This window comes from Pseudomonadota bacterium (assembly GCA_039815145.1).
GTDB lineage: Bacteria > Pseudomonadota > Gammaproteobacteria > Steroidobacterales > JBCBZW01 > JBCBZW01.
Genome location: JBCBZW010000001.1, coordinates 70,003 through 96,467, shown reverse-complemented (window position 1 = coordinate 96,467; position 26,465 = coordinate 70,003). Strand labels below are relative to the sequence as shown.

Sequence of the window (26,465 nt, the reverse complement as noted above, 5' to 3'; positions counted from 1 at the left end):
GCGGCCGCTCAATGGCGAACCGCCGCCGTGCGACCAAAGGACTGGACGATACTGGCGATACCCCTGAGGTCTGTCTCCTTAGCGACGGCGCCGAGCTTCGCGGCTTCCGCTGGCATGCCGTAGACCACGCATGATCGCTCACTCTGGCCCACCGTCAGGGCGCCGGCGCTGCGCAGCTCGGCGAGGCCGCGGGCCCCGTCGTCGCCCATGCCCGTCATGATGATGCCGAGGGCCGCGTCGCCGGCGGTCTGGGCGACGGAGCGAAACAGGACGTCCACCGAGGGGCGATGGCGCGCCACCAGGGGGCCGTCTACCACCTGACACGTGTAGCCATCCCCCCGCGGACGCACGATCAGGTGATGGCCACCCGGGGCGATGAGCGCCACGCCAGCTTCCACCTCATCGCCGTTGCACGCTTCGCGCACCTCGAGCTTGGATACCCCGTTCAAGCGCCGTGCGAAGGCAGCCGTAAAGTGCTCGGGCATGTGTTGCACGACCACGATCCCATGGACCGTGTCGTCGAGTTCCTTGAAGACCGTCTCGAGAGCCTGCGTGCCGCCGGTGGAGGCGCCGATGGCAACCAGGGGCTTTCTCCGCTTACCGAGCGAAGGTGCTAGGCGCTTGGCGGGCAGTACGACATCTGCCGTATGCCTTTCCTGGCGTTCGGCCAGCGGCGTTTGGCGCACGGGGGCTTTGCTCACGGGGGACAGTCGCACGCTGGCGGCTGCGCGCACCTTGTCGGTGATGAGAATCCTGCCCTCTTCGATCGCTGCCGGCGAACTGAGTTTGGGCTTGCTCATCACGTCCACTGCGCCCGCCCGCAGGGCCTCGACGCAGGTGGCGTTGTTGCCGTTGATCAGGGTAGAGCAGATGATCACCGGGATGGGGCGTTGGGACATGATCCGGCGCAGAAACGAGAGGCCGTCCATGCGTGGCATCTCGATGTCGAGCACGATCACGTCCGGCACCCGTTGCTTGATCACGTCGACCGCCTTGAACGGGTCGTGAGCCGTGCCCATCACGTGCATGTCGGGCTGGCTGTCGATCATCTCGCGAAGGGCCTCGCGCACGGTGGCGGAGTCATCGACGATCAGGACCTCGATGCTCATCGAGCACCTCCGATACGACGCTGATAGAGCGAAGGACCGACCGCTTCCATGTCGAGGTCCTTCGCTGGGAAGTGCTCCGAATGTCCGGTGATGAGCAGTCCGCCCGGGGCGAGGCGATCGCGCAAGGCACGAACCACCTTGAGCCTGGTTGGGCTATCGAAGTAGATGAGACAGTTTCGAATCAGGATAACGTCGAAGCCCGTCGCCACTGAATAGGGTGTCTCCACCAGATTGAGCTGGCGAGGGGTCACGCGGCGGCGCAGTTCCGGTGCGACCCGCACGTAGTCGGTGAGCTTGCCGCGCCCGCGCAGGAAGTACCGCTCCCTCAATGCCGGATCGAGGGTTTCCACGTCCTTCGCCGGGTAGATGGCGTTTTGCACCTGGCCCAGGGCCTGGGCATTGATGTCCGTGGCCAGGATCTCGAAGGCAGGTCCCTGCTGCAGGCGCTGGTACTCGGCAAGGACCACCGCCAGCGTGTAAGCCTCCTGGCCGATGGAGGCGGCCGCGCTCCACACGCGCAGGAGTCGTCCCCCGCGCCGCTGGGTGCCGAGGGTCTGGGGAAGGTAGACCTGCGTGAGGTACTCGAAGTGGTGCGCTTCCCGCATGAAGCTGGTGGTCTGCGTGGTCACCGCTTCGCAGATCAGGTCATGTTCCCTGCTGATGCCTCCTTGCTTGAAGAGGTACTCGCAGTAGGCTTCCAGCGAGCCCTTGCCGAGTTCGCGCATGCGACGCTGCAGGCGGGTTTGCAGCATCGAGCGGTGACGCTCGTCGATGACCAGGCCCCAATGATCGAAGATGTAGCGTGCGAGCATCGCCACGGGGCCGGCGGCGAAGGCGCTTGCGGTGTTCGCTTGTTGCACTGGCGTTGGCCGACCACAAGTTGGATTGTCCTAACAGGGGCGATGCGCCAGCCCCTGGCGGGCTGGCGCATCGGGCGAACGTCTGTCTTCAGCCGGCGTCGCGATAGGGCTCGAAGTGGGCGTCGTCCACCTCTTCGCCGCTCAGTAGGTCGATGGCAAAGCCGTCATCCTGGCCGGTGGGTGCGGCTGGTGCAGCACGCCGGCTGGCAGGCGCGACCGGGGCGCGAACCGGAGCGGGCGCGGAGGCGACGCTGCCTGCCGAGGCGAGCTGCCTGCCGCGCTCATCGAGCTTGAAGAAGGCGAGGAGCGACTGCAGCTCAGAGGCCTGTCCGGCCAGGGCGTCGGACACGCTCGAGACCTCCTCCGAGGCGCTCGCGTTCTGCTGCACGACGCCGTCCATCTGGCGCATCGCTTCGTTGATCTGCTCGGCGCCGATGTTCTGCTCGCGACTCGCGGCCGAGATCTCGCGTACGAGTTCGGCCGTGCGTTCGATGTTGGGCACGAGCGCCTCGAGCTTCGCACCCGCTTCCTTGGACAAACCGAGGGTCTCGCTGCTGAGTTCATTGATCTCCGCGGCGGCCTGCTGGCTGCGCTCGGCGAGTTTCCGGACCTCGGCGGCCACCACCGCGAAGCCCTTGCCGTGCTGACCGGCGCGGGCCGCCTCCACGGCGGCGTTGAGGGCGAGGAGGTCCGTCTGGCGGGCGATCTCCTGCACGATGTTGATCTTCTCGGCGATGGTCTCGATGGAAGCCAAGGCCTTGTTGACCACTTCACCGCTCGAGCGCGTGTCGCCCGAGGCGTTGTCGGCGATGGTCTCGGTGGTGGAGGCGTTGTCCGCCGCGTGGCGGATGTTGGCCGCCATCTCCTCGACCGCCGATGAGGCTTCCTGGGTGGCCGAGGATTGCTCAGTGGCACCTCGGGAAAGCTGTTCCGCAGATGAGGCGAGTTGGCTGCTGCCGTGGGCGACCTGGTTAGCCGTGTGCGCGGCGTTGCTCACCACGTCTCGCAGGCGCGTCAACATCGCCACATTGGCGTCGAGAAGGTCCTTGAACTCATCGTTGTTGTTCGCCGTCTCTGACACGGTGAGGTCGCCCTTGGCCACGGCCTGCGCCATGCGAACGGCTTTGTTCAGTGCCGTCGTGATCGTGCTGGAGATCCAGAGCGCCGCTGCGAAGCCCACCACGAGCACGGCTACCAGCATCTGCAGTAGCATGTTGCGAGCTGACTTGTAGCTCTGGTCGCTGATCTGCGTGTCCCGCTCCATGGCTGCCAGGTTGCTGGTGACCAGGTTGCGCAGGGCCTCTCGGGTGCGGGACAGGGACTCGTCGCCGGCGCCCGCGGAGCGCTCGAAGGCGCGGCGGTTGCCGTTCTCGGCGGACATCTTCATGGCGGCGGTGGAGTAGCGCTTGTAGCCCGCCCAGCCGTCGGCGAGCTGCGTTATCGCCTGCCCGCCTGCACCGGCGAACAGGGTGCGCAACTCCTCGATCTTCTCATCGGCGGAGGCGTGACGCGCCTGACCGCTGGCAAAGTGCTTGCTCATCTCCTCATCATCACTGGCGATGATGTGGTTCTTCTCGGCCCGCACGGACTGCACCATGTCCTCCTTCAGGCGTGCGATGGTGAGCAGGGCCTGGTCGGCGATCGCCGGCATCTGCGCAGCGCGGTCCACCAGCATGGCGACGGCCTTTTCGGCCTGAGCAATCGCCTCCCGCGCTTCGTTCGACGACAGCTCACGGGCGCGCGCGTTGGAGTTGAGCATTGCGAGTTGGATAACCTGCGCGTTGTTCTCGACGTAGCCGGCCCAGGCGGCCTCGAACTCGGCGATGTCGGCGCTATCGCCATCACCGATGAGCTCCTTCAGGGTGGTGAGCTTCTGATCGATCTGCTGTCGGTTGCTATCGATGACGCCCTGGTAGCGCTCCACGACCACCGGATCTTCCGCGAGCACGATGTTCTTCTCGGAGCGAGCGATCTCCAACGCGAGGCGCTGGATGTCCTGGGCGGCAGTCACCCGCATCACGGACTCGGTGGCGAGGGACTTCAGTCGTGCGTTCATGCCGCCGAGCTTGTCGATGCCGATGTAGCCCAGGCCGCCGGCGAAGGCGAGGAGCAGCGTGAACGCACCTATGAGCTTGAGTTTGATGGTAAGTCGCATGCTGATCTCCTAGGCGCTCAGCGGCTTGGTGGATTCGATACTGGTGTCGAAGACGTTTTCGAGGTTCAAGATAATCGTCAGTCGCTCGCGGATCCGAGCGATACCCGTGATCAGCTTGCCGTTCCATTTGCTGCCGGCTTCCGGCAGCTTCTCTATCTTCAGGTCTTGCACGGGCTCGACGTTGTACACGGCGTCGACGGCCATCGCGACGCGGGTCGTCTCGCCCTCAACGAGCACTTCGAACACCACCGTGCGGGTGCTCTTGCCTTGATCTCGCGGGGGCATGCCAAAGCGGTAGCGCAGGTCGATCACGGGCACCACGTTGCCCCGCACATTGATCACGCCGGGCGCGAACTTGTCGGCGTGCGGCACGGGTGTCATGGAGACGATGTCGAGGATCTCCTGCACGCGCATCACGTTCATCGCGAAGCACTCACCGCCCAGCTCGAAGGTGAGCAGCGTGCTGAGGCTCTCCTCCTCGTCGGTCCCTTCGGCTGGCGGGGAGGTTTGGGGGGCAGCAGTGCTCATGCAGCACCTCGCGGTTTGCTACGGCGGTCGGTGGAGCCGGTCTTGGCGATGGGGATCAGGGCGCCCACATCGACGATCAATGCAACGCGTCCGTCGCCGAGGATCGTGCCGCCGGCGATGCCTCGGCAGTGGCGATGCAGGCGTGTCATCGGCTTAATCACCGTTTGGCGCTGGCCGATGATCTCGTCGACGACCAGCCCGAGGCGCTCACGGCCGACGCGTACCACCACCACACGGCGGTCCTGGCCCGGGGTGTAGGGGAAGTCGAACAGCTCGTGCATGCGTGCGAAGGGCACGTATTCATCGCGGATGGTGATCATGCGCCGGCTCTCGCTGGCCAGGTCCTCCTTGGCGCTGATGTCCACACACTCCTCGATGGCGTCCAGCGGCAGTACGAAGGCACCGCCGTTCACGTTCACGTGGAAGCCCTCGACGATGGCCAGGGTGAGCGGCAGGCGCAGGGTGATCCGGGTGCCGCGGCCCTGTTCGGTCTCCACGAAGATGCTGCCGCGCTGGTCCTGGATCGTGCGCCGGACCACGTCCATGCCGACGCCACGGCCGGACACGTTGGAGACCACCGTCGCGGTGGAGAATCCCGGCTCGAAGATCATCATCTGCAGCGTGGTATCCGGCACCTCCTGATCCTCCGTGAGCAGGCCGCGCTCGATGGCCCGTTCTCGCACCTTCTCGAGGTTGATGCCGGCGCCATCGTCGGTGATCGTGATGTGCACCTCGCCTCCCTCGTGACGGGCGGCCAGCTGCAGGCGCCCCTTCTCAGGCTTGCCCGCGGCGACGCGCGCCTCCGGGGACTCCAGACCGTGGTCCATGGAGTTGCGGATGAGGTGCACCAGGGGGTCGTTCAGCAGCTCGATGAAGTACTTGTCGATCTCCGTGTCCTCACCCAGCACCTCGAAGGCGATGCTCTTGCCGAGCTCCTTGCTCAAGGTGCGCGTGATCCGCCGGAACTTCGAGAACAGCAGGCCGATGGGCACCATGCGGATGTCGAGGGTGTCGTCGCGAAGGTTCGTGACGAGGCGATCGATATCCTCTGACACCGAGCGCAGAGCGGGATCCGAGTAACGGTCCGAGATGTCCGCGAGGCGCGACTGGGCGATCACCAACTCGCCCACCTGATCCATCAGGCTGTCGAGCTTCTCGGCGGAGACGCGAAGGCTCTCCGACCCCTTGCTAGCGCTTGCCGAAGCGGGTGCCTTGGCGGCGCTGTTCGGGCCTTCGCCGGGGGCGGGCTTTGCTTGTTCAGGTGGTTTGGCGGCTTGCGGCTCAGGCGAGGCAGGCGCTTGCGGGGTCTCGGCGTCGAGCTGTGTGATCTCGAGGGTGGCGTTGTCAGCGACGAAGACGAAGACGTCCTCGATGCGCTCGCGCCCGGCATCGCTCTCAAGATTGATCTCCCAGCCCAGGTGGCAGGCCGAGGGATCCAGGGAGCTCAGGGGCGGTACGCGGTCGCACAGCATTGAGGCGCTGATGGTCCCGAGTTCGCGCATCTCCTCGAGCAGCAGTAGCGGGTTGGTGCCGTAGCGGAAGGCGTTCTCTTCCGGGTAGAAGACGATGCGGTAGCTGTGCATCTCGCCGCTGCCGTCGTTGCCACCGTCTGAGGCGGCCTCGCTGGCCTGTTCGCCGTTGCTGGCGCTGCCGCTTGCCGAAGGCCCCATAGCCGCTTCCAGGCGCGCCGCGATCGGATCGCCGTCCGCCGGTTGCGCGCTGCCGTCCAGCAGGTGCGCGATGTGGTCTCCGGCTTCGAGGGAGATTTCGATCAACTCTGGCGTCAGGGCGACTTGCCCCGTGCGCACCGTGTCGAAGGCCGTCTCGAAGCGATGGGCGAAGGCCACGATGTCATCGAAGCCGAACATGCCGCCGGAACCCTTGATCGTGTGCAGGGCACGAAAGGCCTCATTGATCAGCTCGGCATCTTCGTTGCCGTCCTGCATGGCAAGCAGGGCGGTCTCCAGACGCGTCAAGAGCTCAGCGGCTTCCTCGCGATAGGTATCGCTCGGGTCGCGTCTGTTGGCGTCGCTCATGACCCGACCAGCTTCCTGACGACCGCGACCAGCTGTTCGTTCTTGAAGGGCTTGACGATCCAGCCGGTGGCGCCGGCCGCCTTGCCCTCCGCCTTACGGCTGTCTTGGCTTTCGGTGGTCAGCATTACGATGGGGCGGCCCGCGAAGCCCGCCTTTGCGCGAAGGCCTTTGATCAGGCCGATGCCGTCGAGGTTGGGCATGTTGAGGTCGGTGATCACCATGTCGACGGTTTCGTCAGCCTTGTCCAGGCCGTCCGCGCCGTCGACAGCGGTGACTACCTGGTAGCCAGCATCCTCCAACGTTAGCTTGACCATGTCGCGGATGGATTCGCTGTCGTCCACCGCCAAGATGCGTTTACTCACAGATTTGACTCCACAGTGGGGCGAGGTCGGGTTGCGTGCTAGCGCTGCTGTTAACTTGAGCGCCGCCTTCTTCCAGGAGGCTCCCGATGACATTAGTCGGAAGGCGTCCTCGCACGCGTTGGTCGAAGTCATCGCGGCTTTCCAGGTAGGTGGCGATGAGTAGCTGCAGGCCGGCGAAGTCGATCTGCTCCACGCGGTCCAGGTCCAAACCCTCAGACATGATTTTTGCCATTAGCGCCTGCGGCGATTCGGTGCTCATGGCTGAGATTGTCAGTTGCTTCATGCTCGGGATTCCCTGTGCGGTGTCGTACCTTGCAGCGGAGATTGCCAGCTAACAAAAATCAAAAACTCAGGGTGGTTCACGCTTTTCCTGGCGGTGCGGCAAGTACGATCGAAAACCGTGAATTCGCCGAGATTGGGCCCCCGTGGCGCCCCTTAGGATTCGGTGCTCACGATCACCACATCGGGCGAAACCAACTCCCATGCACAGCAGCGCCAGCGTATTGACGGTCACCGACTCCGCGGTAGAGGCCGTCGGATCGACCCTGCCTCCTTCCTTGACGCTCGAGGACCTCGCCGGCGTCAACAAATCGTTAGGGGACGTCTCCGCCGCCGTCGAGAGGACGTTTCTTGGCGCCAGCAAGCGCACGATGCAGACCTCCCGTGACCTGCGTCACGTGAGCCAGCTCGTCGAGAGCTTACTCACGCCCATCGAGTACTCGATGGAGGAGCAGATCAGCTCTCTCGCGGGGGATGCGCTGGCACTGCAGCCGAGCGCCGAGGAGTCGTCGACGGAGTGGGCGGCCATGCAGAACATCGCGCGCAAGGCGGAGGCGATGTGCGCCGAGCTCGAATCGCTTGACCGCTGCTACCAGATGTTCCCGGTGTTGCGCGTGCTTACGCAGATCCACGGCAGCTCGCTCGATGAGGAGAGTCGCGACCTCGACTGGTTCGCCGATGCCATCGGCAGCGAGGCGGATCGCGGCGGCCAGGTGGTCGGCAACCTGTTGGTGACGGTGAAGCGACAGGCCTCGAAGCTGCGCGGCTCGATTCGCCAGGCCTTCGAGGGAGAGCAGCACCTGCGCGATGCCCTGATCGAGTCCGAGTCGGTCATGCAGCGGTCCGCCGAGCGGATCGGGGCATACGAGCGCACGCAAGAGCGGGCGTTTCGCACGCTGCAGGAACGCCAACGCTCCATCAGCTCCGCCACCACTGAGCTGGTGTCGTCTATGCAGTTCCAGGATGCGTTCCGGCAGCGGGTGGAGCACGTCCAGCACGCCTTGGAGCAGCTTGCGTCCTTGCGTGAGAAGCACGTGCTCCCCGGCTTCGATGCAGACCGTGTGCTCGAGGGCCCTGAGCTCTCCGTCGCCCAGACGGTGCTGGTCAGCATCGTCAACGATCAGACCCATGCCCTGGCGCGAGACCTGGCGGCCGAGCACCAGCAGCTCGAAAGCGCCTTGAATCGCCTGGTGGAGCAGGTCGATGCCCTGGGGACGGACTTGGGCCGGGCCCTCGGCGGCTCGGACCGACAAGCGGCCGAGCACACGCTGGACTCCACGCTCAGAAACTACGCTGTCCAGGTAGGCACCCTGGGACGGGTGTTCCGCGGCCGCTCGGCGATCACCCGCTCCCTTCGCTCCGCGCTGACCGAGATGGATGCGGATCTGCTCGATCTCGAGCAGGTGGGGGAGGCGATCTTCCTGCTGGCGGTCAACGCGGTGGTACTGGCAGCGCGGCTCGGTGCGGAAGGTCGCGCGATCGAGCAGATCGCGCAACAGGTGCGCAGCAACAGCACGGAGGCGGGAACCGCCATTCGCCTGGTGCGCAAGTTGACCGATGAGCTGCGGGCCCTGTGCGTGCAGACCACCCAGGAAGATCAGCCCGCCTCATCGGTGGCCACCGCCGAGCAGGCGCATGGAACCCAAGCCCCTCACCCAGAGAGTGAGCTGGCCGACGACGCCTCAGCGCCAGATGCCGCAGAGGATGCGGTGAATGCCGTCGTGAGTTCCGACACCGACTTGCGCGCGCGCTCTGCAGAACTCATGGTGGCGCTCGAGCAACGCGGTGAGCGCAGCGATGAGGTGCTTGGCTTTTGTCGGAACATCTACACGGGATTCGCGGCCACGCGCAGCGAGTTCGCGAGCCTGCATCACGCCGTGCGCAGCCTGACCGCCACCAGTGCAGCCTGGGCCGCTCGCGCAGACGCGCACACGCTGGACCCGCAGCTACAGCCCAACCTGGTGCGGGCCCTGGCCGACTACTTCAACAAGCACTACACGATGGAGAGCGAGCGGATCACCCAAGGCTTCGCTCTGATGCTGGGCGATGAGGCGGCCGTTGAGCCGCCAAGCACGGACGCAGCGGTCGACGCCGGTGATGACGATGACGATCTGAGTGACATCTTGTTCTGAGTGGTGTCGCCGGCCCGCGGCCGGCGAGTCGCAGAGCTGGTTACGCCACGGGCGCCGCCCGGAAAACCGAAGAGGAACTGCCATGAAGCCGTCCTTGCTAGCGGCCGTGATGATGAGCTCCGCGCTCTCCCTGATGCCTACGCTCGGCGCCGCCCAAGCGGTGGACGAGGATCAGCTCGGCGCGTGGTACATGTACTTCTACGATGTCCGCTTCGAGGACTCTCGCTTTGGCTTCCAGGGCGACGGCCAATGGCGAAACTGGGACATCGCGGGCGATCTGGAGCAGCTGCTGCTGCGCAGTGGCGCCACCTTCACGCCGCAGGGTAGCAACACCACCTTCACCTTCGGCTACGCGAGCATCACCACCGGCTCCTTCGGGCCGAGCGATGCGAGCCAGCACGAGAATCGACTCTACCAGGAAGCGCTCATCCGCCAGCGCGCCGGGGCACGCGTGCGCCTGCGCCATCGCCTGCGAACGGAGCAGCGCTGGGTGGAAGACCAGGACTTCCGCACGCGCTTCCGCTACGCCCTGTTCGTCGACATTCCCCTCACCCAGCGCGACATGAACCCTGGGGCCTTCTACCTGGCCCTCTACGATGAGGTGTTCATCAACCTGGAGCGCAACATCGGCGATGGCCGCCGCGTGGATCGCATCGATCGCAACCGTCTCTACGGCGCCCTCGGCTACGTCGTCGGCAGCAAGCTCAAGGTGCAGGGGGGCGTGATGCTGCAATCGAGCGGGAGCATCGACAAGCCGCAGCTACAGCTCAGCTTGCACCAGTCCTTCCGCTGAGCCTGCGGGCGGGTCGGGCGGCGCTGGGTGCCCGCCCGAGTGTCGCTCAAGCGGTGTGGCCCCCGCGCTCGGTGAGCACCTGATCCGCCTGCACATCCGCATGGTAGGAAGATCGTACCAGCGGGCCACTGGCCACGTGGGTGAACCCCATGGCGTAGCCCTCCCGTTCGTACTCCGCGAATTCATCCGGATGCACGAAACGCTCCACGGGCAGGTGGTGGCGGGTCGGTTGTAGGTACTGGCCGATCGTGAGCATCTCGCAGTCGTGGGCGCGCAGATCGCGCATGACCTCGAGGATCTCCTCCCGACTCTCACCCAAACCTACCATTAGGCCAGACTTGGTCGGCACCGTGCGGTGTGCCGCGTGGAACTCGCGAATGAGATCCAGCGAGTGCTGGTAGTCCGAGCCTGGGCGCGCCTGGCGGTACAAGCGGGGCACCGTCTCCAGATTGTGGTTGAAGACGTCTGGCGGCGCGCGATGCATGATGTCCAGCGCCCGATCCATGCGGCCGCGGAAGTCGGGCACCAGCACCTCCACCTTGGTGGTGGGGCTGCGTTCGCGAATGGCCTGAATGCAGTCGACGAAGTGGCCGGCGCCACCGTCGCGCAGGTCGTCGCGGTCTACGGAGGTGATCACCACGTAGCGCAGGGCCATGGCACGGATCGTGTTGGCGAGGTTCACCGGTTCGTCCGCGTCGAGGGCCTTCGGTCGCCCGTGGGACACGTCGCAGAAGGGGCAGCGACGGGTGCAGATGTCGCCCATGATCATGAAGGTGGCCGTGCCCTTACCGAAGCACTCGGCGATGTTGGGGCAGGAGGCCTCCTCGCACACGGTGTGCAGGGCGTTCTCGCGCAGGATCTTCTTGAGGTCACTGACGGCCGAGGTGGCCGGCGATTTCACCCGGATCCAACTCGGCTTGCGCACGCGCTCGGTGGTCGGCTCCACCTTGACCGGAATGCGCGCCATCTTCTCCTCGGCGCTCATCTTGCGGCCGGGCTCGAGACGTTGCCCCCGGGCCGGTGGCGGCGCGGGCGGCGTGCGGGTGTCGCTCATGCGGGGTGTTCCTCGTGGGCACGGGGCGCGCAGGTCGGCGTCTGCTCGACGTAGCGCAGCGGTTGGCCCGTATTGTACGCCAGACGGCGCAGCAGTTCGGCGCTCAGGAGGTCGCCCATTCGCGCCACCGTGAGGTCCCTTGGGGCCCCCTCGTCGATCATCCGCGTCACCTCGAGGCCCTGGTATCCGCAGGGGTTGATGCGAGCGAAGGGGCTGAGGTCGGCGTTCACGTTCAGGGCGATGCCGTGGTAGCTGCAGCCGCGGCGGATGCGCAGGCCGATGCTGGCGATCTTGCGGCCCTGCACGTACACCCCCGGTGCGGCCGGATCGGCCGCGGCCTCGATGCCGAAGGGGGCGAGCACGCTCACCACGCTCTGCTCCAGGAGGCTCACCAGCGAGCGGGCGCCGAGGCCGTAGCGGCGCAGGGCCAGCAGCGGGTAGAGCACCAGTTGACCGGGGCCGTGGTAGGTCACCTGGCCGCCGCGGTCGGTATCGACGACGGGGATGTCATCGCCGATCACCAACACGTGCTCGCGCGAGGCGTTCAGTCCGAGGGTAAATACAGGAGGGTGCTCGACCAGCCACACCTCATCGGGGCCGTCGCTGTCGCGCTCGCTGGTGTAGCGGGCCATCGCCTCGCGGGCGTGCGCGTAGGCGACTTCGCCCACGCGGCACAGATGCACGGCACCCGGTGTTGGCGTCACAGGGCCCACAACACCTCATCGCTTGCCGTCAAGGCGGCGTAGGCAGCGTCCAACTGGTCCTTGCTGTCGGCGCGCACGGTGGCCGTGATCGACGTGTACTTGCCGCCGCGGCTCGGGCGCTCGGCGACGCCGCTGCGTTCCACGGACGCGAAGTGGCGGTCCAGGATGCCGAGCACGATCGCGCGAAAACTCCCGGCGCCGTCGCTGTCCTGGCCGATCACCTTGATGGGGAAGTCGACGGGGTATTCGAGGGGCGTCTCCTCCAGCGCCTTCAGGCGATTGGCTTGGGACAGCACGCGCGGCGGCGTGTCGTTGCCGTTCTGGTTGGTCATAACGCTCCTCCTTCTTCGAGTTCCTACTAGTGATGGCGTCCCGGCTCAGGCCCGGTGTGCGCCTGGCCCTCCTGCGGCGATCGACGCTTGGTAGCGGGACCATGCATCGTGCCAGTGGTGACCGGGCCGGCCGTCGCCGATGGCGTGCTCATCGAGCCGCGTCACCGGCAGCACTTCGCGCGTCGTGCTGGTGATCCAGACCTCCTCGGCCTCGCGCAAGGCCGGCAGGGGAATCGGCCGCCTCTCGCAGCGTACGCCAGCCTGGGCGGCCTGCTCCAGCACCCAGTCGCGAGTGACGCCCGGCAGGATATCGGGGCCGTCGGGCGGGGACACAAGGGTGTCGTCGATCCAAGCCAGCACGTTGCTGCTCGAGCCCTCGTGCACGAGCCCGTCTCGATGCAGGAGCGCTTCGGCCGCGCCGGCCGCGCGAGCCCCTTCCCGCGCCAGGACGTTACCGATCAGGGAATTGGTCTTGATGTGGCAGGCGCGCCAACGCAGGTCATCGAGGGTGACGGCGTGCAGCCCGGTCTCTCGTGCCGTTCGTGGCGGCGCCGGGCTCTCCATGAGCATCACCAGGACGCGCGGCTTGATGCTGGCGGGGAAGGTGTGAGCGCGCTTGGGGCTGTCACCTCGGGTGACCTGAATGTACACGGCAGCCCTGGCCGGCACCTGCCCCGCGTTGGCGGCGAGCAGGTCCTGCAGCAGGATGGCCCAGTCCGTCGACGCGAGCGGATTGGGGCACGCGATCGCCTGCAGGCTCCGCGCCAGGCGTTCTAGGTGGCGATCGGCGAGGAACAGCGCGCCGTCGTAGGCGGCGATGACTTCGTAGACGGCATCACCGAACAGAAAGCCTCGGTCGAGCACGGGAACCCGCGCCTCGGCGATGGGTAGGAACTCGCCGTCGAGGTAAACCCTACCGACCACATCGGTCACCTAGTCGAACCACATCATCACCTGATCCCAGGTGCGCTTGGCGAAGCTGCCCGGCGGCACCGGAGTCAGGGTGTAGAGCTCCGTATCGACCACCGTCTCGCCGTCCAGCATCACCTGCAGCTGGCCGAGCGTCTCGCCGCCATCGACCGGCGCGATGGCGCGCTCGCTCACGGTGGTGCTCGCTTGCAGGCGGTCGTAGCTGCCGCGGGGGATCGTGATCCACAGGTCTTGCTGCACACCCAGGGGCACCTCGTCGACCTCGCCCTTCCACACCTTGACGCTGGCGATCGTCTCGCCCATGCCGTAAAGGCGGTGGGTGGCGTAGTAGCGGAAGCCGTAGTTCAGCAGGGCGCGGCTGGCGCTGGCGCGGGCGTTCGCCGACTTGGTGCCCATCACCACCGAGATCAGTCGCTGCCCCTCGCGTTCGGCGGAGGCGGCCAGGCAGTAGCCCGCTGCGGCGGTGTAGCCCGTCTTCAGGCCATCGGCGCCGTCGAAGTTGCCGAGCAGGGGGTTGCGGTTGCGCTGGGGCTTCTTGATGGGACCGAACTTGAACTCCCGTTCTGAGTAGATGGCGTAGTACTCGGGGAAGTCGGCGATCAGCCGCCGCGACAGCTTCGCCACGTCGCGCGCGGTGACGCGATGGCGCTCGGCGGGCATGCCGGTGGCGTTACGAAACTGGCTGTTGTTGAGGCCCATGGCGCGGGCCTGCTGCTCCATGCGCAGGGCGAAGGCGTCTTCCGTGCCCGCGATGTGTTCTGCGAGGGCGACGCTCGCATCGTTGCCCGACTGCACGATGACACCGCGGATGAGATCCTCGACCCGCACCCGATCGCCCACCTCGATGAACATCTTAGAGCCCCTCATGCGCCAGGCGCGCTCGCTCACGAGCACCTCCTCATCCAGGCGCAGGCGGCCGTCGCGCAGCTCCGTGAACACCAAGTAGGCAGTCATCAGCTTCGTTAGGCTGGCGGGGGGCACCACGCGATCTGCATCGTGTTCGGCCAGCACCTTGCCGGTCTGAAAGTCGATGAGGATGTAGCTGCGTGCATCGACTTGTGGTGGCGCGGGCACAGGCAGGGACGGGAGCTGCGCCATCGCGCTGCCAGCGGCGATCAGGAACAGTGGGATGAGCAATAATCGGGAGCACATCGAACGCATGCGGGAACCTTGAGCCTCTCGGCAGTTGGAGCTGACCGGTGGCGCTGCTAGGGGAGCGATCCACCCGCGCAGCCGCCGCTACTAGTAGCCGGTCAGGAATGTATCGGTAATGCTCGCGAGCCGCATCCGTTCGACGATTTCGTCGTAGGCGCGGACATCTGAGAAGGGTCCGACCCGTACGCGAAACGCCGGTTCCGGCGGCGAGGCACGGTGGACCACTACGTTCTCGAACCCCAGCGCCTGCAGGCGTGAGCGCATGCGCTGCGCGTTGGTGGCATCGGAGAAGGCGCCCACCTGCACGAAGAACTCCGCGAAGCCTTCGCTCGGTGGCGCGGTTTGCACCGTTTGCTGGACGACGGGTTCGGTCGGCGTGTACGCCGCCGTGGTCGCGGCGACCGTGGGCGCTGGTGCTGGGGGCTCCGCTGGCGGCGGAACCACTTGCACCTCGACCAGGCCCGTTCCCGGGCCGATCAGCTCCAGGCGCCGGGCGGCTTCGTAGCTCAGGTCGATCAAGCGGTTCTTGACGAAGGGGCCGCGATCGTTGACGCGCACGACGATGGCGCGCCCGTTGGCCAGGTTGCGCACGCGCACGTAGGTGGGGATCGGCAGGGTCTTGTGGGCGGCGCTCAGCGCGTACATGTCGTAGATCTCGCCGCTCGCCGTCGGCCGACCGTGAAACTTCGACCCGTACCAGGAGGCGACGCCACGCTCGCGGTAGTCGCTGGCTTGCGTCATCACGTAGTAGCGCTGCCCCATCACTTCGTAGAACGGGGCGTTGCCGGCGCGGCTGACGCGCGTGCTCGCCTGGGCGCGGCTGGCGCCAGCGCTGCTACTGCTACCGCCGCCGGTGCTGGCGCAGCCCGCGATAAGCAGCGCGAGCGCGAGTACCGAAGGGATGCCGAGCAGCCAGGGTTGCCGGCGATGTGCGCCGGTGCTGCTCACCGGGCCGCTTGCGCCAACTGGTCGGCGACCGAGTTGCCGAGGGTCACCACCGCCATCGCGTAGAGCACGCTGTGGTTGTAGCGCGTGATGACGTAGAAGTTGCGCAGGCCCACCCAGTACTCGGGGCCGTCGTCGCCGTCGAGTTGCATGAAGACCGCCTTGGCGTCGTCCGCCAGCGACTCATCGATGCGCAGGCCGGTGGCGCGCAGGCTCCCCACCGTGTGCGAGAGGGCGAGCTTGGTCTTGGGCAACGACGCGGGGTCGGTGCCCTCGGCGAGGGTGGCGGGAACCACGATCGGCTCACCGGGCCGCCAGCCGTGTTCGTCCAGGTAGTTGCCGATGCTGCCGATGATGTCCGGCCAGTTCTGCCACAGGTCTCGGCTGCCATCGTCGTTGGCGTCCACGGCGTAGGCCATGTAGGAGCTCGGCATGAACTGGGGGGCGCCCATCGCGCCCGCGTAGGAGCCCATGGCCGTGCGCGGATCGAGATCGCCCGCGTGGGCCAGCTCGAGGAATCGGGTCAGCTCGCTGCGGAAGAACTTGGCGCGCGGTGGGTAGGCGAAGGCCAGGGTGCTGAGCGCGTCGATCACGCGGTAGCCGCCCTGGGTGGTGCCGTAGTTGGTCTCGATGCCGAGGATGGCTACGAACACCCGCGGCGGAATGCCGTAGCGTTCCGCCGTGGCGTCCAGGGCCTCGCGCTGGCTGGCCCAGAAGCGGGCGCCGGCGCTGATGCGCGGTTCGCGCACGAACAGATCGCGGTAATCATGCCAGGGCTTGGTGCGCTCTGCGGGGCGGCTGATGGCCTTCACGATCGACGATTTGATCTGCGCTTCGGCCAGTAATTCCGTTAGCCATGCGCTGTCGATGGAGCGTTCGCGGGCAGTGGTGTCGATGAATGCGGCGACGTCGGCGTCGGCCACATCCAGGGCGTGGGCCACGTTGGCGGCGGCGCCGAGCGCCAGCGTCAACCAAGCGGCACAGGAGAGTCCTTTCCTCACCTCGAGAGCAGCCTCCGGTGTGTCTGCACGGACATGAGGATACCGAAACCGGCCATGATGGTCACCATGGAGGTGCCGCCGTAGCTCACCAACGGCATGGGCACGCCGACCACGGGCAGCAAGCCGCTCACCATGCCCGTATTGACGATCAGGTACACGAAGAAGGTGAAGCTCAAGCTGCCGCTCAGCAGGCGCGAGTAGGTGTCTTGCGCTTGCACCGCGATCATCAAGCCGCGGCCGATCACCAGGGCGTAGGCGGTGAGCACGGTGAGCACGCCCATGAGGCCGAATTCCTCGCTGAGGACGGCGAAGATGAAGTCGGTGTAGGGCTCGGGCAGGAAGTCCAGGCTCGCCTGGCTGCCGTTGGTCCAGCCCTTGCCGAACAGTCCCCCGGAGCCGATCGCGATCTTCGATTGAATGATGTGGTAGCCGCTGCCGAGGGGGTCGCTCTCGGGGTTCAGAAAGGTGAGCACGCGTTCCTTCTGGTAGTCGTGCAGGTAGACGAACCACAGCGCGGGCGCGGCCGCGGCGGCGGTCAGCCCGCCGGCCATGATCAGGCGCCAGCTGAGGCCGCCCAGAAAGAGCACGATCAGGCCGCTGACCGCGATGAGCAGGGCCGTGCCGAGGTCTGGCTGCAGGGCGATCAGGGCGGCGGGCACCATGACCATGGCTAGGGCTAGAAACATGATCATGAGCGAGGGCGGCAACGGTCTCGAATGGAGTAGCCATGCGACCGCCATCGGCACCGCTAACTTCATGATCTCCGAGGGCTGGAAGCGCATGAAGCCAAGGTCGAGCCAGCGCTGGGCACCGCCACCTTCATCGCCCAGGAACAGGACGGCGACGAGCAGCCCCGTCCCGCCGAGGAACGCCCAAGGCGACCAGATGCGCAGGTAATTGGGCGGGATCTGGGCGATCACCAACATGGCGAAGAAGGCGAGTCCGAGGCGTACGGCCTGGCGGATCAGCAGGTAGTCGCTCTGGCCGCTGGCGCTGTAGAGCACGACCAGGCCGAGGGCGCACAGCGCCAGCAGGGCGAGGAGCAGGGGGAGATCCAGATGGAAGATGCGAAAGAGTGCCCCCGCGCGGCTCGGATTGGCAGTGCCGTCGGCGTAGCCGGTGGAGAGAGGGTTGGCACTGCTCACGCGCCTACTGCCCCGCTACCGTGCCCGCCGCGGGCGTTGCCGGCAGCAGGAAGGCATCCATGACCGTGCGCGCGATGGGCGCGGCGACCCGGCTGCCGCTACCGCCGTTCTCGACGATCACGGCGACGGCGATCTGCGGGTCCTCGAAGGGGGCGAAGGCGACGAACCACGCGTGGTCGCGCAGGGCCTCGGCGATCTCCTCCTCGTCGTACTCGTCGTCCTGGGCGACGGTGAAGACCTGCGCGGTGCCGGACTTACCCGCCATCAGGTACGGGCTCGAACGCCCCATGGCGCGGGCCGAACCGCGTTGCCCGTGCACCACCCCCTGCATCGCCAGCAGCACCTGCTGCCAGGCCTCGGGGGTGGCCTCTAGCGGGGCCAGCTTCTGCGGGGGTTGGGCGTGCATGCGCCCGTCCTCCTCATCGCGCACGGCCTCGACGATGCGCGGGGCGTAGCGCTCCCCCCGGGCGCCGAGGATCGCGGTGGCGCGGGCCAGTTGCAGCGGCGTGCTCAGCATGTAGCCCTGGCCGATGCCCGCGATGACGGTCTCACCCGGGAACCACACCTGATCGGCGCGGCGACGGAAGGCGGTGCGCTTCCATTCGGTGGAAGGCACCAAACCCGCGTGTTCGCTACCGATGTTGAGGCCGCTGCGCGAGCCGAGGCCGAAGCCGGTCAGGAACTCGTGCATTACGTCGACGCCAAGGCGTGTCGCCAACTCGTAGAAGTACACGTCGCAGGATTGCTCGATCGCCGAGCGCAGATTCACATGGCCGTGGCCCTGCGGCTTCCAGTCGCGGTAGCGATGCGAATCACCCGGCAGTTGGAAGTAGCCGGGACACCATTGGGCTTCGGTGCTGTCGGCGACCTGTAGGGTGAGGCCCGCGAGCCCCAGGATCGGCTTGATCGTCGAGCCCGGGGGGTATGCGCCCTGCAACGCGCGGTTGAACAGGGGCTTGTCATCGCTGCGCACGAGCAGATCGTACTGCGCCTGGGACAGGCCGGTGCCGAACAGGTTGGGGTCGAAGGCCGGGCTGGAGTAGAGGGCGATGACCGAGCCGTCCTTGGGCGAGACGGCCGCGATCGCGCCACGCCGGCCTTGCAGCGCCGAGGCGGCGGCCCGCTGCACGCGCACGTCCAGGGTCAGCATGATGTCCCGGCCCGCCTGGGGCGGATCGTTCTTCAAGGTCTTGAGGGAGCGGCCCTGGGCGTTGACCAGGATCTGGCGATAGCCCGGCCGGCCCTGGAGCGTGTCTTCGAGGGCGCGCTCGATGCCCGTGCGACCGGTGTGGGTGGTGCCTGCGTAGCGCGCCGACTCGAGGCGCTCCAGGTCGCGTTGGTTGAGGCTGGCGACGTAGCCCACGGTGTGTGCGGCGATGCTGCCGAGGGGATAGCGCCTGGCCAGGCGTGCGCGCACGTCGACGCCGGCGAAGAACTGCCGCTGCACGGCGAACTGAGCAACTTCCTGTTCCGTTAGCTGGTACTTCAGCGGCACCGGTTCGAAGCGTCGATGACGCTTGTAGTCGCGTCGGAAGCGTTCCAGGTCACCCTCGGAAAGGGAGATCACGTGACTCAGGCGCGCCAGCGTTTCGTCGAGGTCATCAACGTCTTCCGGCGTGATCTCCAACTGGAAGGAGGGCAGGTTGTCGGCGATGCGGATACCGTTGCGATCGCTGATCAGGCCGCGCGTGGGCGGGATCGGTTCGATCTTCACGCGGTTGCCTGTGGAGAGGGCTTGGTAGTGCTCGTGGTTGAGCACCTGGAGGAACGTGAGGCGCCCGACCAGGGCCAGCACCGCGACCAGGGCGAGCAGCGCCGCCACCGCCATGCGCGTGGTGTAGAGACGGACCTCCCGGTCCGTGTCCTTTATGTTGCGTCCGTCTTGGGCACTCATCGTCGGGTGGGTAGCGCCGTCGGGCGCTCAGCTGTCGCTGGCGGTGGTGGCGACGCGGGTGCTGCTCACGAGGGCGAGCAGCGGCCAGAGCGCGAGCACGGTGGCCGCGCTGGTGAAGCGGGCGATGCCGCCGGTGGGTTGGCCGGCGAGGCCGTCGACCCACATGAGCAGGAATTCGTAGAGGGCAGCGAGCAGGGCCACGCTGGCCGTCTGGTGGCTGATCGGCGACACGCGCATGCGCAGGCGGAAGCGCTGAGCCAGGGCTGCGACGATGGTCAGGGCCAGGGCGTGTTGGCCGAGGAACGTGCCCTGCAGGGCGTCGAGCAAGATGCCGCAGACCCAGGCGGCGATCAGGCCGAAGCTCTCCGGTCGACGGAGCACCCAGTAGACGATGAGCATCGGCAGCCATGGCGGCCGTGCAAGTTCGATCTCGGGTGGCAGGGGCATCACGCTCAGGGCGAGGGCGAGGATCACCGAGATGACGATGATCCCGGTGGCCGTCTTGCTGGCGCCGCCAGTCATCGCTCCAGGGTGCTGGCGGTCAGGGCGCTGCTTGCGCTCTTCGCGTCGGCGTCTTCCTTGGTCGACGGGGCGTTGCTGGCGTCCGCCGTGAGCGTGGCGGGGGTGTCGGTGCCCGGTTGCGACGACACGAGCAGGAGCTCGCGGGTTTGGTTCAGACGTGCGGCGGGCTCCGCCTCGACGGTGGCGAAGGACTCGTCACCGTGGTGGTCGATGGATGTCACTCGCGCGACCGGGTAGTTGGCCGGGAAGCTTCCCCCGAGGCCGGAGGTGACGAGTAGGTCGCCCTCTCGAATATCGGCGGACTTGGGCACGAAGGGCAGGCTCAGGCGGCCCGTGTCACCCGTGCCGTAGGCGATCGTCAGCAGGCCCGTGCGATTGATCGCCACCGGGATGGCGTGGCTGGGGTCGCTGATCAGGATCGCTTCGGAGGTCATGTCGTCGGCGCGCAGGACCTGGCCCACGATGCCCTCGGCATTGACCAGGGCCTGACCCGGGAAGGCGCCCGCGTGGAGACCACGGTCGATGACGACGCGGTGGCGGAAGCGATCGTCGATGTCGACAGCCATGATCTCGCCGTGCAGAACGCGGTCGCTGATGCGGGCTGTTGAGTCCATCAACGCTCGCAGGCGTGCGTTCTCCGCTTCGAGGGCCGACAGGCGGAGCAGGCCTACGCCGAGCTCCTGTTGGCGCTGGCGCAGGGCCGCGTTCTCTCGACGCAGGCTGCGTTGATCTCGAAAGTTGTCGCCAAGCCAAGCGATCATCGAGGTCGGCGCGTCGACCACCAGTTGCACGGGGTAAACGACCGCTGACAGCACGCGGCGGATCTGATCGAGGTGGTGGAAGCGCGCGTCTGCCCACATGAGGCAGACGGACATCACGCCGAGGAGCACCAGCCTCAGGCCGAGGTTGCCGCGATGGAAGCGAGGGTTGGGCTGATGATCGTCGTACGTCACAGCTCGGTGGTGCTCGGCAGCCTGTGTGTTGCAAGAATTACTTCACAATTCCCGCCGTTTTACAGGGCAATGCAAACACTTACAAGTGTTAGATCAATAAATTGCGCCTGATAACGACGTTATGTGTTCAATTCGCGGGCACCCGATGCTCGTTTCGTGCGCCAGTTCAAAACGATGCTGCGTTTGGCGCTGTGCTTTCGATCCAGCGCCTAGTCGAGGCTGAAGATGCCAGGCCCCTGTTCGTCCAGCAGTTCCAGGGCGCGGCCGCCACCTTTCGCCACGCAGGTCAGGGGGTCCTCGGCGACCAGCACGGGCAAGCCGGTTTCTTCCTGCAGGAGCTTGTCCAGGTCGCGTAGGAGGGCGCCACCGCCCGTGAGCACGATGCCCCGCTCGGCCACGTCCGCGCCGAGTTCCGGCGGCGTCTTCTCGAGCGCCGTCTTCACGGCGCCGACGATGCCCTGGAGGGGCTCTTGCAGGGCTTCGAGAATCTCGTTGCTGTTCAGGGTGAAGGAGCGGGGCACGCCTTCGGCGAGGTTGCGGCCCTTGACGGAGATCTCCAGCACTTCACGCCCCGGGTAAGCGGAGCCGATCTCGTGCTTGATGCGCTCGGCCGTGGCGTCGCCGATGAGGATGCCGTAGTTGCGGCGCACGTAGCTCATGATGGCTTCGTCGAAGCGGTCGCCGCCAATGCGGACCGATTCAGCGTAGACGATGCCGTTGAGGGAGATCACAGCCACCTCTGAGGTGCCGCCGCCGACGTCGAGCACCATCGAGCCGCGGGCCTCGTGCACGGGCATGCCGGCGCCGATCGCCGCCGCCATCGGCTCGTGGATCAGGTGCACCTTGCGGGCACCCGCGTGGACGGCTGAATCCTCGATCGCCCGTCGCTCGACGGGGGTCGATCCGTAAGGTACGCACACCAGCACCCGCGGTGAGGGGCGCATGAGGCGGCTCGCGTGGGCCCGCCGGATGAAGTACTGGAGCATCTTCTGGGTGACCACGAAGTCGGCGATCACGCCGTCCTTCATGGGCCGGATCGCCCGGATGTTGCCCGGGGTGCGGCCCAGCATCAGCTTGGCTTCCGTGCCGACCGCACACACGCTCTCGCCGCGGCCAGCGTTCTCTTTGATGGCCACCACGGAGGGTTCGTCGAGGACGATGCCGACACCGGGCGCGTAGATAAGCGTGTTGGCGGTGCCGAGGTCGATGGAAAGGTCGTTGGAGAAGTAACCGCGCAGAGTCTTGAGCATGGTTCACGCGTGGCAATGGTGAAGCCCTCCACGATAGCAACGGGTGTCACCATGAGCAAGGCGCGTGTATCATCCGGCGCGTCTCCGGATCCCTTTATTTTGAGGATAAGGCGCCATGTCCCTCACCCCCGACGAGGTCAAAAAAATTGCTTACCTGGCACGCCTGTCCATAGGCGAGGAGCAGGTGCCCGAGTTCGTCGGCAGCCTCTCGCGCATCATCGACTTCGTCCAGCAGCTCGACGCTGCCGATACGCAGGGTGTGCAGCCGATGGCCCATCCGGTGCCGAGCACCCAGCGCCTGCGCGTCGATGAGGTGAGTGAGAGCGACCAGCGCGAGCGCTACCAGCGCAACGCCAGTAGCGTGCAGGACGGGCTGTACCTGGTCCCACGCGTCATCGAGTGATGGCGCGAGTGCCGTTCATCGCCCCCCCGACCCGCATTCCGCCGAGACGCTGCCATGCATGACCGATCCCTGTCCGAGCTGGCCACCGCCCTGCGCGCCCGGGAGGTGAGCGCCGTCGAGCTGGCGCGCCATTTCCTGGATCGGATCGCGGCCCGCAACCCCCGCCTGAACGCGTTCATCACCGTCACCGAAGCCCAGGCGATGGCCCAGGCCGAGGCCGCCGACGCGCGGATCGCGGCGGGTGAAGGTGGACCGCTCACGGGCGTGCCGATTGCCCACAAGGACCTCTTCTGCACGCAGGACGTGCGCACCACCTGTGCGTCGCGCATGTTGGAGAACTTCATCGCCCCCTACGACGCGAGCGTGGTGGAACGCCTCGGCGCGGCCGGTTGCGTGATGCTCGGCAAGACCAACATGGATGAGTTCGCGATGGGCTCCTCCAACGAGAACAGCTACTTCGGTCCGGTGCGAAACCCCTGGGACGAGGCGCGCGTGCCGGGCGGGAGTTCCGGCGGATCGGCGGCCGCCGTCGCCGCCCGACTGGTCCCCGGCGCCACGGGCACGGACACGGGCGGTTCGATTCGCCAACCCGCGGCGCTCACGGGCATCACCGGGGTCAAGCCCACCTACGGCGCGGTCCCGCGCTACGGCATGGTGGCCTTCGCTTCCAGCCTCGATCAGGGGGGCACGCTCACCCAGAGTGTGGCGGATGCGGCGCTTATGCTCGACGCCATGTGTGGCTTCGATCCGCGCGACAGCACGAGCGTCGACCGACCGATGGGCGGCTACGCGTCGGCGATCGCCGACGCGGAGCGCCTCGACGGCCTCAAGGTCGGGCTGCCGGCGGAATTCTTCGGCGATCAACTCGATGGCGCCATGCGTGCGCCCCTCGAGGCGGCGATCGCGACCCTGCGCGAGCTCGGCGCCACGGTGGTGGAGGGCGTGAGCCTTGCGAACATCGGCCTGTCCGTGCCGGCCTACTACGTCGTCGCTCCCGCCGAATGCTCGTCCAACCTCTCGCGCTTCGACGGGGTGCGCTACGGCTACCGTTGCGAAGACCCGAAGGACCTGCTCGATCTCTACACGCGCAGCCGCGGGGAAGGCTTTGGCGATGAGGTGAAGCGTCGCATCATGACCGGCACCTACGCCCTCTCTGCCGGCTACTACGACGCCTACTACCTGAAGGCGCAGCAGGTACGCCAGCTGATCGCCGCCGATTTCGCGGCTGCCTTCCAACAGGTGGACGTGCTGCTCGCGCCGACCTCGCCGACGCCCGCATTCCCCCTCGGGGAAAAGACCGACGATCCGATCACCATGTACCTGAACGACATCTACACCATCGGCGTCAGCCTCGCGGGCCTGCCAGGCATGTCCGTGCCGTGCGGGATGGTCGAGGGCTTGCCGGTGGGGCTGCAGGTCATCTGTCCGCACTTCGAGGAGGCGCGGATGCTGCGCGTCGGCCATGCCTACCAGCGGGCGACGGATCACCATTCGCTCGCCCCCGAGGGGGCGATGTCATGAGCTGGGAGGTGGTCATCGGGCTCGAAGTCCACGCCCAGCTGCTCACCAGCGCCAAGATCTTCTCCGGCTCATCGACGGCGTATGGCGCCGAGCCTAATACGCAAGCTAGCCTTATCGATCTTGGATATCCCGGCGTGTTGCCCGTGCTGAATGCGCGAGCGGTGGAGATGGCGGTGCGTCTGGGGTTGGCGATAGATGCCCAGGTCGCCCATCGGTCGGTCTTTGCGCGTAAGAACTATTTCTACCCCGATCTGCCCAAGGGTTATCAGATCTCTCAGTACGAGCTGCCGATCGTGGGTAAGGGCCATCTGGATATCGCCCTCGACGACGGCAGCACGAAGCGCATCGCCATCACCCGTGCGCACCTCGAGGAAGATGCGGGTAAGTCGTTGCACGAGGACTTCGACGGACAGTCCGGCATCGACCTCAACCGTGCCGGTACGCCCCTGCTGGAGATCGTCTCCGAGCCCGATCTTCGTAGTGCCAAGGAGGCGGCGGCCTACCTGCGCAAGTTGCGAACGTTGGTGCAGTATCTCGGTATCTGTGACGGCAACATGCAGGAGGGCTCCCTGCGCTGCGATGCGAACGTGTCCATTCGTCGTCTCGGGGATGAGAAGCTGGGCACGCGGGCGGAGCTCAAGAACCTGAACTCCATTCGCTTCCTCGAGCGCGCCATCAACTATGAGGTGGAGCGGCAGATCGATGTGATCGAGGGCGGCGGTCAGGTGGTGCAGGAGACTCGCCTCTACGACGAAGGCAAGGACGAGACGCGCTCCATGCGTAGCAAGGAGGAGGCGAACGACTACCGCTACTTCCCCGACCCGGACTTGCTGCCCGTCGAGATTGATGACGCCTACATCAACGAGGTGCGGTCGAGCCTGCCCGAGCTTCCCGAGGCGAAACTGGCGCGCTTCGAGGCGGAGTACGGCCTGTCCGCCGATGATGCGGACCTTCTCACCGTGAGCCGAGCCATCGCCGACTACTTCGAGGCGGTGGTGGTGCAGGTGGGGCAGGGCAACGCCAAGCTCGCCGCCAACTGGGTGATGGGGGAGCTCTCCGGGGCCCTCAACAAGGACGGTCTGGAGATAGGCGAGAGTCGGGTGTCGGCCGAGCAGCTCGCCGGGCTCCTGAGTCGGGTGCTCGACAACACGATCTCCGGCAAGCTCGCCAAGCAGATCTTCGAAGCCATGTGGGCTGGCGAGGGCGATGCCGATGCGGTGATCGAGGCGAAGGGCCTGAAGCAGATCACCGACAGCGGCGCCATCGAAGCGATGGTAGACGAGGCAATCGCCAATAATCCTAAACAACTGGAGCAATACCGTGCCGGCAAGGAGGCCCTCCTGGGGTACTTTGTCGGGCAGGTGATGAAGGCGAGCAAGGGTAAGGCGAACCCGGCTCAGGTGAACGAACTGTTGAAGGCGAAGCTCAATGCCACTGACGGGTGAGCCCCCCGCGCCGCCGCGCGACGATGAGGAAGACGAGAACACGCGTCGCGTAGAGCGCCATCCCGATAAGGTACGGCGCTTCGTCTTCGAGGACACGCCGGTGCGCGGGCAGCTCGTCGACCTCACGGAGAGCTGGAAGGCGGCGCTGGCCTCGCGGCCCTACGCCATTCCCGTGCGTGAGGTGCTCGGTCAAGCCATGGGGGCGGTGGCCCTGCTGGCCTCGTCGCTCAAGTTCGATGGCCGCATGACCCTTCAGGTGACGGGCGAAGGTCCCCTGCGGATGTTGGTGGTTCAGTGTCGCAGCGATCTGACCATGCGTGCGATGGCGCACGCGGAGGATCGGGCGCGCGAGGTGAGCAGCTTCCGCGATCTGGTGGGCGAGGGCCGCCTCGTGCTCAGCATCGAAGCCGACGACGGTCAGCGCTATCAGGGCATCATCGCCCTCGACCGACCGACCTTTGTGGCGTGCCTAGAGGATTACTTCGCCAACTCCGAGCAGCTTCCCACGCGCTTATGGCTGTCCGCCCATCGCCAGCGCGTGGTGGGCCTGCTGTTGCAGCAGATGCCCCTGGAGGAAAACGCGTCTGAGGCGAGCGAGATCGAGGCGGGCAATCACTGGAATCGCCTGCAGGGCCTGGTCGACGTGACGCCGCCCGACGTGTTGCCCCGTCACGGCGACGAAGCGCTCCTGCGCCAGCTCTTTCCGCGCGACGATGTGCGGCTGTTCGATCCATCGCCTGTGCAGTTCCACTGTCCGTGTTCGCGCGAGCGCATCGAGCGCGTGCTGCGCATGATGGGGCGCGAGGAGGTGGACGCGGAGATCGCCGAGAGCGGCTCCCTCAGCGTGTCCTGCGAGTTCTGCGGTCGCAGCTACGCCTTCGATGGCGACGATGTGGTCGAGGTGTTCGCCCGCGGTGACGAGCGCCCTGATGGCAGCGACGTCACCTTGCACTGATC

At 66.5% G+C, this 26,465-nt stretch carries 25 protein-coding genes; 6 read left to right on the top strand and 19 right to left on the bottom strand.

From position 1 onward, the window contains the following. Positions 1-8: 8 nt before the first annotated feature. The 7 genes from AAF184_00410 to AAF184_00380 all read right to left on the bottom strand — a co-directional run bounded on the left by AAF184_00410 (position 9) and on the right by AAF184_00380 (position 7,333). Entirely contained in the window at positions 9-1,109 is a 1,101-nt protein-coding gene (locus tag AAF184_00410; GenBank protein MEO0420767.1) for a chemotaxis response regulator protein-glutamate methylesterase, read from the bottom strand. Continuing rightward, the gene (locus AAF184_00405; GenBank protein MEO0420766.1) at positions 1,106-1,969 is read right to left on the bottom strand and encodes a protein-glutamate O-methyltransferase CheR; all 864 of its coding nucleotides are present in this window, start codon (positions 1,967-1,969) and stop codon (positions 1,106-1,108) included. The genes AAF184_00410 and AAF184_00405 overlap by 4 nt, the downstream gene beginning before the upstream one ends. 88 nt (positions 1,970-2,057) lie before the next feature. Continuing rightward, positions 2,058-4,124, bottom strand: a complete 2,067-nt coding sequence (locus tag AAF184_00400; protein ID MEO0420765.1) for a methyl-accepting chemotaxis protein — start codon at positions 4,122-4,124, stop codon at positions 2,058-2,060. A gap of 9 nt (positions 4,125-4,133) precedes the next feature. After that, positions 4,134-4,652: a chemotaxis protein CheW gene (locus AAF184_00395; GenBank protein MEO0420764.1), complete on the bottom strand. Its 519-nt coding sequence runs from the start codon at positions 4,650-4,652 to the stop codon at positions 4,134-4,136. After that, positions 4,649-6,688 (bottom strand): chemotaxis protein CheA, encoded by a 2,040-nt coding sequence (locus AAF184_00390; protein MEO0420763.1) that lies wholly within the window; start codon positions 6,686-6,688, stop codon positions 4,649-4,651. The genes AAF184_00395 and AAF184_00390 overlap by 4 nt, the downstream gene beginning before the upstream one ends. Next, a complete protein-coding gene (locus tag AAF184_00385; GenBank protein ID MEO0420762.1) occupies positions 6,685-7,050 on the bottom strand; it encodes a response regulator in 366 nt (121 codons plus the stop codon). Before AAF184_00385 ends, AAF184_00390 begins: the two co-directional genes overlap by 4 nt. Then, entirely contained in the window at positions 7,043-7,333 is a 291-nt protein-coding gene (locus tag AAF184_00380; GenBank protein MEO0420761.1) for a hypothetical protein, read from the bottom strand. The genes AAF184_00385 and AAF184_00380 overlap by 8 nt, the downstream gene beginning before the upstream one ends. 199 nt (positions 7,334-7,532) lie before the next feature. Between AAF184_00380 and AAF184_00375 the strand changes: the two genes are divergently transcribed. Next, positions 7,533-9,461 (top strand): hypothetical protein, encoded by a 1,929-nt coding sequence (locus AAF184_00375; GenBank protein MEO0420760.1) that lies wholly within the window; start codon positions 7,533-7,535, stop codon positions 9,459-9,461. Positions 9,462-9,543: 82 nt separating this feature from the next. Next, positions 9,544-10,254: a DUF2490 domain-containing protein gene (locus tag AAF184_00370; protein ID MEO0420759.1), complete on the top strand. Its 711-nt coding sequence runs from the start codon at positions 9,544-9,546 to the stop codon at positions 10,252-10,254. Positions 10,255-10,300: 46 nt separating this feature from the next. Here AAF184_00370 and lipA read toward each other — a convergent pair whose 3' ends face one another. From lipA to AAF184_00310, 12 genes are all read right to left on the bottom strand, one after another. Then, positions 10,301-11,239 carry a lipoyl synthase gene (lipA, locus tag AAF184_00365; GenBank protein ID MEO0420758.1) on the bottom strand — a complete coding sequence of 313 codons (939 nt, stop codon included), beginning with the start codon at positions 11,237-11,239 and terminating at the stop codon, positions 10,301-10,303. Between the two features lie 65 nt (positions 11,240-11,304). Then, positions 11,305-11,991 carry a lipoyl(octanoyl) transferase LipB gene (lipB, locus tag AAF184_00360; protein MEO0420757.1) on the bottom strand — a complete coding sequence of 229 codons (687 nt, stop codon included), beginning with the start codon at positions 11,989-11,991 and terminating at the stop codon, positions 11,305-11,307. A 17-nt stretch (positions 11,992-12,008) separates the two neighbouring features. Further along, a complete protein-coding gene (locus tag AAF184_00355; GenBank protein MEO0420756.1) occupies positions 12,009-12,344 on the bottom strand; it encodes a DUF493 domain-containing protein in 336 nt (111 codons plus the stop codon). A gap of 45 nt (positions 12,345-12,389) precedes the next feature. Continuing rightward, positions 12,390-13,277, bottom strand: coding sequence for an aminotransferase class IV (locus AAF184_00350; GenBank protein MEO0420755.1), 888 nt, complete (start codon positions 13,275-13,277; stop codon positions 12,390-12,392). Next, positions 13,278-14,411, bottom strand: a complete 1,134-nt coding sequence (locus tag AAF184_00345; protein ID MEO0420754.1) for a D-alanyl-D-alanine carboxypeptidase family protein — start codon at positions 14,409-14,411, stop codon at positions 13,278-13,280. Between the two features lie 105 nt (positions 14,412-14,516). Then, positions 14,517-15,377: a septal ring lytic transglycosylase RlpA family protein gene (locus tag AAF184_00340; GenBank protein ID MEO0420753.1), complete on the bottom strand. Its 861-nt coding sequence runs from the start codon at positions 15,375-15,377 to the stop codon at positions 14,517-14,519. Beyond that, positions 15,374-16,375, bottom strand: coding sequence for a lytic murein transglycosylase B (mltB, locus tag AAF184_00335; GenBank protein MEO0420752.1), 1,002 nt, complete (start codon positions 16,373-16,375; stop codon positions 15,374-15,376). Before mltB ends, AAF184_00340 begins: the two co-directional genes overlap by 4 nt. Next, complete coding sequence (gene rodA, locus AAF184_00330; protein ID MEO0420751.1) at positions 16,372-17,442, bottom strand: rod shape-determining protein RodA; 1,071 nt, start codon at positions 17,440-17,442, stop codon at positions 16,372-16,374. The genes mltB and rodA overlap by 4 nt, the downstream gene beginning before the upstream one ends. Positions 17,443-17,524: 82 nt before the next feature. Then, positions 17,525-19,414 carry a penicillin-binding protein 2 gene (gene mrdA, locus AAF184_00325; GenBank protein MEO0420750.1) on the bottom strand — a complete coding sequence of 630 codons (1,890 nt, stop codon included), beginning with the start codon at positions 19,412-19,414 and terminating at the stop codon, positions 17,525-17,527. A gap of 27 nt (positions 19,415-19,441) precedes the next feature. After that, entirely contained in the window at positions 19,442-19,936 is a 495-nt protein-coding gene (gene mreD / locus AAF184_00320) for a rod shape-determining protein MreD (protein ID MEO0420749.1), read from the bottom strand. Next, a complete protein-coding gene (gene mreC / locus AAF184_00315) occupies positions 19,933-20,889 on the bottom strand; it encodes a rod shape-determining protein MreC (GenBank protein ID MEO0420748.1) in 957 nt (318 codons plus the stop codon). The genes mreD and mreC overlap by 4 nt, the downstream gene beginning before the upstream one ends. A 209-nt stretch (positions 20,890-21,098) precedes the next feature. After that, positions 21,099-22,139, bottom strand: a complete 1,041-nt coding sequence (locus tag AAF184_00310; protein ID MEO0420747.1) for a rod shape-determining protein — start codon at positions 22,137-22,139, stop codon at positions 21,099-21,101. A gap of 115 nt (positions 22,140-22,254) precedes the next feature. Between AAF184_00310 and gatC the strand changes: the two genes are divergently transcribed. From gatC to AAF184_00290, 4 genes are read left to right on the top strand one after another with little or no spacing between them, the layout of a single operon-like run. Further along, positions 22,255-22,542: an Asp-tRNA(Asn)/Glu-tRNA(Gln) amidotransferase subunit GatC gene (gene gatC, locus AAF184_00305; GenBank protein ID MEO0420746.1), complete on the top strand. Its 288-nt coding sequence runs from the start codon at positions 22,255-22,257 to the stop codon at positions 22,540-22,542. Positions 22,543-22,596: 54 nt separating this feature from the next. Further along, positions 22,597-24,063, top strand: coding sequence for an Asp-tRNA(Asn)/Glu-tRNA(Gln) amidotransferase subunit GatA (gatA, locus tag AAF184_00300; protein ID MEO0420745.1), 1,467 nt, complete (start codon positions 22,597-22,599; stop codon positions 24,061-24,063). Further along, positions 24,060-25,508, top strand: coding sequence for an Asp-tRNA(Asn)/Glu-tRNA(Gln) amidotransferase subunit GatB (gene gatB / locus AAF184_00295; GenBank protein MEO0420744.1), 1,449 nt, complete (start codon positions 24,060-24,062; stop codon positions 25,506-25,508). Before gatA ends, gatB begins: the two co-directional genes overlap by 4 nt. Next, complete coding sequence (locus tag AAF184_00290; protein MEO0420743.1) at positions 25,492-26,463, top strand: Hsp33 family molecular chaperone HslO; 972 nt, start codon at positions 25,492-25,494, stop codon at positions 26,461-26,463. The genes gatB and AAF184_00290 overlap by 17 nt, the downstream gene beginning before the upstream one ends. Positions 26,464-26,465 lie beyond the last annotated feature (2 nt).

What these genes read in the sequence shown, in the direction of transcription:
- AAF184_00310 (MEO0420747.1), bottom strand. Translation starts at nt 22,139, where the DNA reads ATGCTCAAGACTCTGCGCGGTTACTTCTCCAACGACCTTTCCATCGAC.
- lipA (MEO0420758.1), bottom strand. Translation starts at nt 11,239, where the DNA reads ATGAGCGCCGAGGAGAAGATGGCGCGCATTCCGGTCAAGGTGGAGCCG.
- AAF184_00355 (MEO0420756.1), bottom strand. Translation starts at nt 12,344, where the DNA reads ATGACCAACCAGAACGGCAACGACACGCCGCCGCGCGTGCTGTCCCAA.
- AAF184_00290 (MEO0420743.1), top strand. Translation starts at nt 25,492, where the DNA reads ATGCCACTGACGGGTGAGCCCCCCGCGCCGCCGCGCGACGATGAGGAA.
- AAF184_00370 (MEO0420759.1), top strand. Translation starts at nt 9,544, where the DNA reads ATGAAGCCGTCCTTGCTAGCGGCCGTGATGATGAGCTCCGCGCTCTCC.
- gatC (MEO0420746.1), top strand. Translation starts at nt 22,255, where the DNA reads ATGTCCCTCACCCCCGACGAGGTCAAAAAAATTGCTTACCTGGCACGC.
- AAF184_00400 (MEO0420765.1), bottom strand. Translation starts at nt 4,124, where the DNA reads ATGCGACTTACCATCAAACTCAAGCTCATAGGTGCGTTCACGCTGCTC.
- AAF184_00380 (MEO0420761.1), bottom strand. Translation starts at nt 7,333, where the DNA reads ATGAAGCAACTGACAATCTCAGCCATGAGCACCGAATCGCCGCAGGCG.
- AAF184_00410 (MEO0420767.1), bottom strand. Translation starts at nt 1,109, where the DNA reads ATGAGCATCGAGGTCCTGATCGTCGATGACTCCGCCACCGTGCGCGAG.
- AAF184_00390 (MEO0420763.1), bottom strand. Translation starts at nt 6,688, where the DNA reads ATGAGCGACGCCAACAGACGCGACCCGAGCGATACCTATCGCGAGGAA.
- mreD (MEO0420749.1), bottom strand. Translation starts at nt 19,936, where the DNA reads ATGACTGGCGGCGCCAGCAAGACGGCCACCGGGATCATCGTCATCTCG.
- AAF184_00375 (MEO0420760.1), top strand. Translation starts at nt 7,533, where the DNA reads ATGCACAGCAGCGCCAGCGTATTGACGGTCACCGACTCCGCGGTAGAG.
- gatA (MEO0420745.1), top strand. Translation starts at nt 22,597, where the DNA reads ATGCATGACCGATCCCTGTCCGAGCTGGCCACCGCCCTGCGCGCCCGG.
- gatB (MEO0420744.1), top strand. Translation starts at nt 24,060, where the DNA reads ATGAGCTGGGAGGTGGTCATCGGGCTCGAAGTCCACGCCCAGCTGCTC.
- AAF184_00395 (MEO0420764.1), bottom strand. Translation starts at nt 4,652, where the DNA reads ATGAGCACTGCTGCCCCCCAAACCTCCCCGCCAGCCGAAGGGACCGAC.
- mrdA (MEO0420750.1), bottom strand. Translation starts at nt 19,414, where the DNA reads ATGAGTGCCCAAGACGGACGCAACATAAAGGACACGGACCGGGAGGTC.